Source organism: Streptomyces sp. NPDC019443 (assembly GCF_044389785.1).
In the GTDB taxonomy this organism is placed as follows: domain Bacteria; phylum Actinomycetota; class Actinomycetes; order Streptomycetales; family Streptomycetaceae; genus Streptomyces.
Map to the genome: position 1 here is coordinate 133,999 of NZ_JBIRYJ010000006.1, position 11,193 is coordinate 145,191.

Genomic DNA, 11,193 nt, shown 5'->3' on the forward strand with positions numbered 1-11,193 from the left:
CACTGGTGACCGGGGCCTTCGCCGTACGTACTAGCGCTTGTGCTGCTCCAGGAACTCCACCACGCGGTGGGCGGCCCTGCCGTCGCCGTACGGAAGGCCGCGCTCGGCCGTGGGGGCCGGGCGGGTGGCGATCTCCGCCCAGGCGGACGCGCCCAGGTCGTGCGGGTTCGGGACCAGCTGGTTCCAGTCGCCCTCCAGCGTCTCGACCCACTCGGTCTCCGGGCGGATCGTGGTGCAGACGCGGTCCAGCAGGAACGCCTCCTTCTGCAGACCGCCCGAGTCCGTGACCACACCGGCCGAGCCGAGGACGGCGGCGACAAGACCGGCGTACGGCAGGGGCCTGCCCGAGTGCAGCGAGCCCTGGTTCAGCTTGATGCCGTGCTCCTCGGCGCGCACGACGAGGCGCGGGTGCGCCAGCAGGGCCACCGGCACCGGCAGGTTCGCGAGCGAGTCGATGATCGCCGCCAGGCGCTTCGGGTCGTCGGTGTTGTCCGGACGGTGCAGCGTCGCGAGCAGGTACGGCGCCTGGGGGTCGATGCCCTCGGGCAGCACCGGACTGGGGTGCTCACCGGCCAGCACCGCGTCCCTGATCCGCAGGCACACGTCGACCATGACGTCACCGGCGAGCACCGAGCGCTTGCTGAGCCCCTCGGCCGCCAGGTGGCGCATGGCCTCCTCGGTCGGCGCGAGCAGCAGGTCGGCGGCGTGGTCGGTGAGGATGCGGTTGTGCTCCTCGGGCATCCGGCGGTTGAAGGACCGCAGCCCGGCCTCCAGGTGCGCGACGGGGAGGTGCATCTTCACCGCGGACAGCGCACCGGCCAGCGTCGAGTTCGTGTCGCCGTACACGAGTACCCAGTCGGGCTGCTCGGCGTCGAGGACCGGGTCCATCGCGGTGAGCACACCGCCGGTCTGGGCACCGTGGCTGCCCGAGCCGATGCCGAGGTGCACATCGGGGTCCGGAATGCCGAGGCCGGAAAAGAAGACGTCGGACAGGTCGGCGTCGTAGTGCTGCCCTGTGTGAACAATCACGTGCTGATGGTCGGTTTCCGCGAACGCAGCGGCGATCGGTGCGAGTTTGACCAATTGGGGACGAGCGCCGACGACGCTGATGACCTTCACGGTGAACTGCTCCTCGATACCTTGGGTTACGGGCCGCCGGCGGTGCCGAAGACCGAATTCCGTCCGATGATAAAGTGACGCCTCGACGTGTGCTCCGGGGAGGAAGTCGGTAATGAATCAGGCAGCATCCAGGGATGCGGCCGTAGTCACGCCGTGGTACCCCACACGTGAGCTGCCTTTCCGAGGATCTTTCGTCCAGGCAATGGTCGGTGCGACGGCCCCCGGCTGTGACAGCTTCGTGGTTTATCACTGCGACCCGTGGGTCGCACCGATGGACGCCGCCACCACTCAAGCGGTGGAAGCGGCCGGTGGCAAACTGGTGACCCGCGCCGCGCACCGCGTGCCCACCGCCGGCGGTGCCGATCTGGTGCATTTCCCGGTCACCACCCCGCGCGGCCAGGACTACGGCGCCCAGTCCCGCAGCCATGAACGGCAGCTGCGTGCGGCCCTGGGCAACAAGCCCATCGACGCCCCTGTCGTGCACGCCCATGTCGGCCTGCCGAGCGGCTGGGCGGCCGTGCAGAACGCCCGTCCTGACGCGAGGGTCTTCGTCACCGAGCACGCCTCGTTCCTCGAGCGGGTCTTCCAGGACCCCGAGGCCGTCGAGCTCTACGACGAGCTGCTGGCCCGGGTCACCGGCTTCTTCGCCGTCGGCGACAAGGTCACCGAGGTGCTGAGCAAGCAGTTCCCGCACCACGCCGACAAGATCCTGCGCATCCCCAACCCGATCTCCTTCGACGTGAGCCGCCCTGCCCCGGTCACCGAGCTGCGCAAGTGGCTCTACCTGGGCAGCATGGTCGAGCTCAAGGGCGTCAGCTGGCTGGTCGAGGCCTTCGCCCAGTGCCACGCCCAGGACCCGTCGCTGAAGCTGACGATGGTCGGCGAGGGCCCGCTGCGTAAGCCGCTGACCGCGCGGGTGGCCGAGCTCGGGCTGAGCGACGCCGTGGACCTGCCCGGCTCGATCCCGCACGAGCAGGCTCTCGACCTGATGCGCGAGCACGACCTGCTGGTCCACCCGAGCCGGTACGAGACCTTCGGGATGACCATCGTGGAGGGCATCGCCGCCGGAATGCCGGTGCTGGTGACCCGCTGCGGTGGACCCGAGAAGACGCTGGCCGGCATCGAGGACGCGGCCGGCGAGCTCATTGATGTGGAAGAGAACGCCGAGTCGATCAGTGACGGCTACCGGCGCCTGCGCGACCGCTTCGACAGCGGCGGTCTGGATCTGAAGCGTGCCCAGGAGCAGCTGGCCGCGCAGTACGGCTACGAGGCCGTCGCCCAGGCGCACTACCGTCTCTGGTTCCCCGACTCCCCGTGATGGAGTGACATGCAGGTCCTGTTCCTGGCTCTCGGCGCCTCCCGCAAGCGGGCCGTGGTCGAAGAGTCGGCGGAAGTTGTGGCGCGCGGCGGCCGGGCCGTCGTCCTGGTCGGCGCGCGCAAGCCGTGGCTCGACCAGGGCTTCGAGCCCGGCGTGGAGCTGGTGACGGCCGACGAGCTCGAGGCGCGCCATCTGCCGCGGAGGCTGGAGCGCCTGGTGCTCTACCGTGTGCCGAGGCTCGTCGTACGTGTCGCCGGCCGCGGCCCGCTGGCCGGCAAGGCGAAGCGAGCCCTCAAGGCGTACGAGCGCCGAGTGGCGGCCCGAGTCCACCGGCGGGTGTTCGTCCCGCTGCACCGCCGGGTGTGGCCGAAGATCTCCGACCGGCTGGTCTGGCGCCACTTCGGCCCGCGCAAGGGCCCGGAGCTGCTCGTCGTCGCTGATGCGCTTTCGGTGCCCCGCGCCGTACAACTGATTCAGGCGTGGGAGTCCGACGGCCTGGCAGTCCCCAAGGTCTGTTACGGCATCGACTCCGACGTATCCCCGCAGACCCCGCAGACCTCAGCCGCTCGCTGATCTCAACACCGAGGAAGATCCATGAAGAACCGCAGCGACCGGCGCCCACGCGTGCTCTATCTGGCGTTCTACTTCCCGCCCTCCCGGGCGAGTGGCGTGTACCGCGCCAGGGCGACGGCCAACCACCTCGTGGAGAAGGGCTGGGACGTCACGGTCTGCGCGTCTCCGCTGGACTTCCTCTACAAGAGGATCGGCTCGGTGGACGAGGGTCTCTCGGAGACGGTCGACCCGCGTATCAAGGTCGAGCGGCCGTCGCTCAACCAGTACACCTGGCAGCAGGACCTGCGTGAGTTCAGCTGGCTGCGCCGCAGCTTCCCGCTGATGGCGAAGCGCGTGTACCAGTTCAGCCAGACGAAGCTGTTCCCGGAGCGCTACTCCTCGTGGGCCTGGGCCTCCGTCGTACGCGCGCTGAAGCTGCACTCCAAGAAGCGCTTCGACGTCGTCGTCGCCACCGGCAACCCGTTCGCGTCCTTCGGCGCGGCCTGGCTGTTCAACCGGCTGACGGGTGTTCCGTACGTCATGGACTACCGCGACTCGTGGACGCTGGACCTGTTCCACGACGAGCCCGCCTTCCCCAAGGGTCATATCGCCTGGGCCTGGGAGAAGCGGATGCTGAACAAGGCGGCCGCGTCGGTGTTCGTGAACGAGGCACTGCGGGGCTGGCACGCGGAGCGGTACCCGGAGGTCGCGGACCGCATGATGGTGGTCCCGAACGGCTGGGACGCGGACGTCATTCCGGCGGCCCCCGAGCCGGCCGAGAATCCGGAGCCCGGGGCGGCTGCCGAGACGGGGGAGGCTGCCGAGACCGAGACCGAGACCGCTGCCGAGACCGAGGCGCCCGCCGTCGAGCAGTCTTCTGCCGAGGGGCAGCGGCCGCTGAAGTTCGCGTACCTCGGCACGCTCACCGTCAAGCAGCCCGTCGAGGAGATGGCCGAGGCGTTCAAGATCGCCCGCCGTCATCCCGATCTGACGGACGCCGAGCTGCAGATCCACGGCCACCTCGGTTTCTTCAAGAACAGCCCGGCGACGCTGAAGAAGAAGCTCGGCCTGGATGACGAGGCTCCCGAGAACGGGGCCGAGGACACCGGACTGCGCTACTGCGGGCCGGTCTCCAAGACCGAGGTCGGCAAGGTCTACGAGGACGCGGACGTGCTGGTCTTCCTGGCCGGCGGCGGCAAGTACGTGACCTCGGGCAAGATCTTCGAGTACATGGCCTTCGGGCATCCGATCGTCTCGGTGCACGCGCCGGGAATCGCCGCCCAGGACGTGCTCGAGGGCTATCCGCTGTGGTTCAACGCCAACAGCCTGGACGTGGACGAGCTGGCGGCCTCGATGGTCGCGGCGGGCAAGGCCGCGCGTGATCTGACGCCGGAGCAGCGCGAGATCGCGCGCAGGCACGCGGACAGGTACCAGCGCGACGCCGTGCTCAAGCCCTTCGAGGAGCGGCTGCGGACCATCGTCGGCCGCGAGGACTCATCCGAGGACCGAATCGAGGACTGATTCGGATCCGCCAACGGCGAAGGCCCCGACCGGAACTCCCGTCGGGGCCTTCGCCGTTGGCATCGGCGCCTACTCGTCCTACGCGTCCTTCTCGTCCTTCGGCGCGTAGATCTCCCGGTCCATGTGCATGGTGACGGTGAGGTGCGGGTGGGCCTTGGCCCATTTCCAGCCCGTCACCGTGGAGTTGATGTCGCTCACGAACACATGGTCGGCGAGGTCGAGCCGCAGCTCCGGAAGGGCGGCGCGCTTGGCCACCCGGGACAGCAGCTGCGGCCGGATCTCCCGGTATCCACGGTTGAAGATCTTCTTGTGGAAGGCGTTGGCGGCCCTGGTGTGAGCCCGCTGGACTGACGCGACGGCGAGCTCGGGCGTGATGGACTTGCGGTTACGGGCGGCGACTCTGCGGGCCTTGCGCAGCACCGCGCGCGGGGCGCGGTAGACGAGGAAGCGCTCGCCGCGCGGGATGCGCAGCTTCTTCTCGGCGGCCTCGATGCTCACCACGGGGACGCGGGAGTCCAGCTGTGCGCGTTGCCAGAACTGGCCCGCCCTGCCCGAGACCAGCGTGACCTCGACGCCCACCTCGGTCAGGTAGTTGGCGAAGTCGACGATGCGGCGCGGCCTGCCGGGCGGCGTCAGCGCGAGGATGACCGCGCGGCCGACCGGCTCGGTGCTCTCAGGGGCCTTCTCGTCCTGCTTCTCAGTGACCGTCGCGGCGCTCTCGGCAGGCTGCTCGGGCTGCTCGTGCTGCTCGGGCTGCTCGTGCTGCTCGGCCTGCTCGCGCTGCTCGGCCTGGACCGGGAGGGGCACGTCCGCGGCGGCGGGGAGCGGGGTGCCCTCGTAGACCGAGAGGAGCTGCTTGGCCACCGCCTCGGTGCCGAACCGGCTCTCCAGTACCTCACGGGCCGCCGACAGGTCGATCCCGGCCGCGTCCTTCCTGAGCTGCCAGTAGGCGTCGGCGATGACCCTGGGGTCCTCGCTGACGTCCATGAACGCGCCGGCCTTGGACTCGATGCCGGCCAGGCTCTCCTGCGGGCCGCCGCTGCGTGTGGCGAGGACGGGCAGGCCGGCGGCGACGGCCTCCACGACCGTCATACCGAACGTCTCGCCCTTGCTCGCGTGCACGAGCAGATCGTGCTTGTGCATCAGCGCGTTGACGTCCTCGGGGGACACGGGCGGCAGGATGCTGACGCGGTCGCCGAGGCCGAGCTCGTCGGCGCGGGCGATGAGGTCATCCTCGCGGGGGCCGTGGCCGACCAGGGTGAGCGTCGCCCGCGGCTCCTTCTTCGCCACGAGAGCGAAGGCTTCGAGCAGTTCGTCGACGCCCTTCGGCTTGATCAGCCGGCCGACGTACAGCCAGCTGAGCAGCTCGGCCGAGCGCTCCGGGCCAGGCGTGAAGCGACCGAAGTCGATCATGTTCGGTACGACGCTGAGCTTGTGCGCGTACGCCGGGAACTCCGCGGCGATCTGCTCCCGCAGCCGGGAGCTGACGCACAAGAACGCGTCCGCCCGCTCCAGCACCTCGCCGTACAGCTCCAGGGCGGCGGGCTGCGCGAATACCTTGTCGAGGAACGAGGAGTGCTCGGTGACGACCACGCGCGCGTCGGGCCTGGCCAGGTGCAGGGCCAGCACACCGCCGTAGATGCCGGTGTGGGCGTGGACGAGGGGGGCCTCGATCTTGCCCGTGGGCAGCGCGGGGAGCAGGGCCTTCTCCTGGGCGGCGACCCAGGGGCTGTAGTTCTTGCGGTGGGTGAGCGGCACGGGGATCCGGACGACGGTGCCCTCCGCGGACTCCACGACGGGGATGAGGTCCGAGCGCTCCTGGAGGCGGTCCACGGTGACCTTGATCGCGTCGTTCAGCGCGGGGTGTGCCCGGCCCGACCAGTCCTCGGTGTGCAAGACGGCGACCCGGTCGAACTGACCGGCCACCGCTGCCGTCATCGCCTGGACGAACGATCCGGCGTACGGGTTGTTCGGCGAGGGGTACCAGGGGGTGATCACGGCGAGGTCCGAAGGCTCCGCGGTGTGACCGTCCGTGTTGGCGGGCTCCAGCTCGAGCGTGAGCTCCGGCCGCCGCCGGATGGCCGCCCAGGCCGTCGGCAGTGCGTGTGCGTCACCGGCGATCAGGCGCTCGGCCGTGGCGAAGGGCCCCGACTTGTCGCCGACCAGCTTCTTCGCGGCGGGCCATGCCGAGCCGTGCTTGTCGAGGGAGAGCCGTACGACTTCCACGCCGTCCAGGCGCGAGAGTTCGGCGGCGGTCTCCGCCCACTCCTCACAGTCCGCGACGACCAGCACGACCTGCGAGCCGGAGGACGCAAGTTCCTTGACATGCTCGCGTGCTGCCCGTACCCGGTACGTTCCGAGCGCGAGATAGAGCACGTGGCTTTTCATCTGGTTCCCTTCGCACAACATGACGCAGGGCCCCAGGGTATCGAAGCCCGGGGCGGGCTCTGCGGCGAGGAGAGGGTGGGAGGAGAGGTGGTGGGGAGCCGGACGGGTGTCAGCTCCGGTCGTCGAGGACGCCGTCCTTCTCCACATACACCGCGCCGGTCTGCGGGCACTCCCACACGCCGGACTCGTCCGCACGCTCCATCAGACGGACGCCGGCCTTGCCGACCCAGCCGATCTGCCGGGCGGGCACGCCGACGACCAGCGCGAAGTCCGGCACGTCTTTGGTGACGACCGCGCCCGCCGCGACCATGGACCAGCGCCCGATCCGCACCGGGGCGACACACACCGAACGTGCGCCGATCGAGGCACCGTCGGCGATCTTCACGCCCACGGCCTCCCAGTCGCCACCGCGCTTCTGCTTGCCCTCGGGGTCGACGGAACGCGGGTTGTGGTCGTTGGTGAGCACGACGGCGGGACCGATGAAGACACCGTCGCCGAGCTCGGCGGGCTCATAGACCAGCGCGTAGTTCTGCAGCTTGCAGTTGTCGCCCATCGTGACGCCGGTGCCGACGTAGGCGCCCCGCCCCACTACACAGCCCTCGCCGAGCCGCGCGCCCTCACGGATCTGGGCGAGCTCCCAGACGCTGCTCCCGGCGCCGATCTCGGCGGTCTCGTCGACCTGGGCGGTGGGCTGGACCCTGTAGCTCACTGTGCTGCCTTTCACGCGGGGCTTGGCGGGCTGAGCATACGTGGCCCGCCGAGTGAGGAACCAATGATGTCTGCGGAGGCAATGTGATCAATCTGTGATCGCTCGGAGACGATCATGTCCGACATGTGTTCTTGTGCGGGTGCATGACACATGGAAAAGTCCCCTTCCGCTTCTACGGGCTGGTTGAGGTTGGGGAATGTCAGGTCCGCAGTGGGGGGAAGCGCAGCGGGGGTGCTTCGGCGCGGTGTGCGCCGAGCGTGTCGTCGGTCTGCCCGACACCACACAACTTCTCCTCAACAACTGCCCGGAGGCGGGGGGTTTTCCGGGCGACGCCGTCCGGTGACGCCTCCATCAGTCATTTGAGGTTCCCGCCGGCTTCTCACAGTCCGGCGCGGACGGAGTGTGGGGGAAACGATGCCGCGGGTCGGTACACGTACGGGCCGGGGGGTGATGGCCGTCGCTCTGGCGGCCGTCTTCTCCGTGCTGGGGCAGGGAGCGGCAGTGACGCCGCAGGCGGTGGCGGCCACGGCCTGTGCCGGGGCACAGTCCGATTTCAACGGCGACGGAATCCGCGATGTCGCCATCGCCGACCCGGAGGCCACCGTCTCCGGGAAGCAGCGGGCGGGGCTCATCCGCATCGTGTACGGCGGCGGCAAGGGCACCTTCGAACTGTCCCAGGACTCGCCCGAGGTCTCCGACGGAGCCGAGACGGGCGACCAGTTCGGCTTCTCGTTCGCCGTGTACGACGCCAATCTCGACGGCTGCAGCGACATCGCCGTGGGCATCCCGTACGAGGACATCAACTTGGTCGGCAACACCATCAAGGACGCCGGCCTGGTCCACCTCATCTACGGCTCGCCGGCCGGCATCGCCTCGGGCGGCCTGGGGAGCTACGGCTTCCGGCAGGGCTCCGACGGCAAGCTCGGCGGCGGCTACGAGGCCGAGGACTGGGTCGGACACGCCGTCGCCGCGGGCAAGTCCGCGACCGGCTTCCCCTTCCTGGTGATCGGGGTCCCCGGCGAGGACGGCGCGGGCGGCGTCGACATGGGGATGATCCACTACGTCTACGGCACCGCGTACGACGTGGCTAGCGTCTCCCAGGACACCACCGGTGTCTGGGAGGACGCCGAGGCGTACGACCAGTTCGGGGCGTCCATCTCCGCCACCGACCGGCACTTCGTGGTCGGCGCCCCCGGCGAGTCGATCGGAGCCGTGGAGTCCGCGGGCGGTGTCATCGCGTTCCGCCCGTCCATCAACTCCCTCGGAGTCCCCGACCCGCTGTTCGGCATGGGGCAGGGACGCACTCCCGGGCCCGACATCGCCGCCCAGGTCGACGACCGCTACGGCACATCGCTGGCGATGGCGCCGTACCGGCCCGCCGGCGCGGCCACCACGACCGACTCGCTGCTCGCCGTGGGCGTACCCGGCGAGGACCTGTCGACCACGGTCGACGCGGGTGCGGTGCACCTCTACCACATCAAGTCCGACGGCACCGTCACGCTGCTCAAGTGGATCGACCAGAACCAGCCCGGTGTCGAGGGCGAGGCTGAAGCCGGCGACTTCTTCGGGCAGCGACTCGCGGCCGTCAACACCGCCACCAACGTGGTCAGTACCGCCACGACCATGCGCCTTGCCGTCGGAGTACCGGGCGAGGAGTCCACGGAGGAGTTCCCGGAGGAGGGCGGCGTACAGCTGTTCTCGATGCTCGGCGAGCCCGGCGCCGCCGACAGCTGGATCGCACCCGGCGACGGCATTCCGTCCCCACGGGCTCCCCGCACGCTCGTCGGCATCGGCCTCGGCGCGAGCCCGACCTCGCTCTACGTAGGCATTCCCTACGGGCCCGCCGAGGGAAGGGCCGTCCACGCCTTCGCGTGGAACACGCCGAACGGCGGTGCGCCCACCCAGACCTGGAAGCCGGGCGAAGGCGGAATCCCGGCGGAGAACGTTGCGTTCGGCGCGCTCGTGCGCTGACAGCGCAGGTAAAAGTGAGAGAGGAAACATCTCAGTGACCAGTCCAACGCGCCCGCCACAGGGCGCGATTCGCCGGCGCACCGCCGGCGGCGCGAGTGTTGTCGTCCTGACAGCCTTCGCGCTCTGCTTCGGGCCCGGAACGCCCCTGACACCGCCCGCGGCGGCCATCGCCGCCGGCTGCTCGGGCGTGGAGTCGGACTTCAACGGTGACGGTGTCCGCGACACCGCGATCGCGGACCCCGAGGCCACCGTCGCGGGCGTACAGCGGGCCGGACTCGTCCGCGTCGTGTACGGCGGCGGCAAGGGCACCCTGGAGCTCTCGCAGGAGACGGCCTCAGTGCCCGGTGCCGCCGAGGCGGGCGACCAGTACGGGTACGCGCTCGCCGTCTACGACGCCGACGCGGACGGCTGCAGCGATCTCGCCGTCGGTATGCCCTATGAGGACATCTCGACCAACGCCGACGCGGGCGGGATGCAGATCGTCTACGGCTCCCCGACCGGCATCGGCGGCGGCAAGGCCGTCAAGGAGCACATCCAGGGCGAGACCGGGACGCTCGGTGGCTCCGCCGAGACCGGAGACTGGACCGGTTACGCGCTGGCCGCGGGCAAGTCGTCCGCCGGCACGCCGTATCTGCTGATCGGCTCTCCGGGCGAGTCGATCGGCACGGTCGAGGACGCCGGGGCGTTCTTCTACGTCTCCGGCACCGCGCAGACCGTCGTCGGGAACCACCAGGACACCGACGCCGGCGGAGCGGTGCCGGGTGTGGCGGAAATCGACGACCGGTTCGGTGCGTCACTCGCCGCGACGCCCACCCACTTCGCCGTCGGCACGCCGGGCGAGGCGCTCGGCACGACGACCTTCGCCGGAGGCGTCGCGGTCTTCAGCCACACCCTCGTGTCGGGCTATCCGAAGCCGCTGGTCGGACTGGGCCAGGACCAGGACGCCGTCCAGGGCGCCGAGGAGGTCGGCGACGGCTTCGGTACGTCGCTCGCGATGGTGCCGTACCGCCCCTCCGGCGCCACCTCGACCACGGAGTCCCTGCTCGCAGTCGGCGTTCCGGGCGAGGACCTGTCCACCACCGTCGACGCGGGTGCGGTCCAGGTGTTCCGGGTCACGGCGTCGGGGAGCTTCACGCAGACCGCGTGGATCGACCAGAACGTCGAAGGTGTGGACGAGGAGGCCGAGGCCGGCGACTTCTTCGGACAGCGGGTGGCCGCGGCCAACTCGTCGCCGAACACGGTCGCTTCCGCCACCACGACGCGGCTTGCGGTCGGCGTGCCCGGCGAGGAGTCCGCGGAGGAGCACCCGGAAAAGGGCGGGGTGCAGATCTTCCCGCTGGTCGGCGCCGTCGGCGCGTCCGACAACTGGATCGACCCGGGCTACGGGATTCCGTCCCAGCCCGCCCCCCGGCAGCTCGCCGGGATGAGCCTGGCGAGCAGCCCGTCATTGCTGTACGTGGGCATGCCCTATGGCCCCGCCGACGGCCACGCGGTCTACGGATTCCCGTGGAACGTGGCGTCCGGTGGCGCCCCCACACAGACCTGGAAGCCCGGCGAGGCCGGAATCCCCGCGGGTGACGTCGCGTTCGGCGCGGCGGTCCGTTGATGAGCGACA

General features: G+C 70.1%; 9 protein-coding genes. 6 read left to right on the forward strand and 3 right to left on the reverse strand.

Features of this window, described 5'->3' with window-relative positions:
* Positions 1–30 precede the first annotated feature (30 nt).
* Positions 31–1,083 (reverse strand): non-hydrolyzing UDP-N-acetylglucosamine 2-epimerase, encoded by a 1,053-nt coding sequence (wecB, locus tag ACH492_RS20750; RefSeq protein WP_398989199.1) that lies wholly within the window; start codon positions 1,081–1,083, stop codon positions 31–33.
* Between wecB and ACH492_RS20755 the strand changes: the two genes are divergently transcribed.
* The 4 genes from ACH492_RS20755 (at position 1,018) to ACH492_RS20770 (ending at position 4,510) form a co-directional block, all read left to right on the forward strand.
* Entirely contained in the window at positions 1,018–1,197 is a 180-nt protein-coding gene (locus ACH492_RS20755) for a hypothetical protein (RefSeq protein ID WP_398989223.1), read from the forward strand. The two genes, wecB and ACH492_RS20755, sit on opposite strands and share 66 nt — an antisense overlap.
* A 124-nt stretch (positions 1,198–1,321) precedes the next feature.
* A complete protein-coding gene (locus ACH492_RS20760; RefSeq protein ID WP_398988590.1) occupies positions 1,322–2,437 on the forward strand; it encodes a glycosyltransferase family 4 protein in 1,116 nt (371 codons plus the stop codon).
* 9 nt (positions 2,438–2,446) lie between these two features.
* Positions 2,447–3,010, forward strand: coding sequence for a hypothetical protein (locus tag ACH492_RS20765; protein ID WP_307663543.1), 564 nt, complete (start codon positions 2,447–2,449; stop codon positions 3,008–3,010).
* Positions 3,011–3,031: 21 nt separating this feature from the next.
* Positions 3,032–4,510 (forward strand): glycosyltransferase, encoded by a 1,479-nt coding sequence (locus tag ACH492_RS20770; protein ID WP_398988592.1) that lies wholly within the window; start codon positions 3,032–3,034, stop codon positions 4,508–4,510.
* A gap of 78 nt (positions 4,511–4,588) precedes the next feature.
* Here ACH492_RS20770 and ACH492_RS20775 read toward each other — a convergent pair whose 3' ends face one another.
* Entirely contained in the window at positions 4,589–6,898 is a 2,310-nt protein-coding gene (locus tag ACH492_RS20775) for a glycosyltransferase family 4 protein (RefSeq protein ID WP_398988594.1), read from the reverse strand.
* A gap of 109 nt (positions 6,899–7,007) precedes the next feature.
* On the reverse strand, positions 7,008–7,607 hold the full coding sequence (locus ACH492_RS20780) for an acyltransferase (protein WP_307663546.1): 600 nt from the start codon (positions 7,605–7,607) through the stop codon (positions 7,008–7,010).
* Positions 7,608–8,057: 450 nt separating this feature from the next.
* Between ACH492_RS20780 and ACH492_RS20785 the strand changes: the two genes are divergently transcribed.
* Both ACH492_RS20785 and ACH492_RS20790 read left to right on the forward strand, forming a co-directional pair.
* Positions 8,058–9,578: an FG-GAP repeat domain-containing protein gene (locus ACH492_RS20785; protein WP_398988597.1), complete on the forward strand. Its 1,521-nt coding sequence runs from the start codon at positions 8,058–8,060 to the stop codon at positions 9,576–9,578.
* A gap of 34 nt (positions 9,579–9,612) precedes the next feature.
* Positions 9,613–11,184 (forward strand): FG-GAP repeat domain-containing protein, encoded by a 1,572-nt coding sequence (locus tag ACH492_RS20790; RefSeq protein ID WP_398988599.1) that lies wholly within the window; start codon positions 9,613–9,615, stop codon positions 11,182–11,184.
* Positions 11,185–11,193: the final 9 nt, after the last annotated feature.

Bases quoted from the DNA above. Each gene is read 5' to 3' on its own strand.
- ACH492_RS20760 (WP_398988590.1), top strand. From the start codon at position 1,322: ATGGTCGGTGCGACGGCCCCCGGCTGTGACAGCTTCGTGGTTTATCAC.
- ACH492_RS20770 (WP_398988592.1), top strand. From the start codon at position 3,032: ATGAAGAACCGCAGCGACCGGCGCCCACGCGTGCTCTATCTGGCGTTC.
- ACH492_RS20765 (WP_307663543.1), top strand. From the start codon at position 2,447: ATGCAGGTCCTGTTCCTGGCTCTCGGCGCCTCCCGCAAGCGGGCCGTG.
- ACH492_RS20785 (WP_398988597.1), top strand. From the start codon at position 8,058: ATGGCCGTCGCTCTGGCGGCCGTCTTCTCCGTGCTGGGGCAGGGAGCG.
- ACH492_RS20775 (WP_398988594.1), bottom strand. From the start codon at position 6,898: ATGAAAAGCCACGTGCTCTATCTCGCGCTCGGAACGTACCGGGTACGG.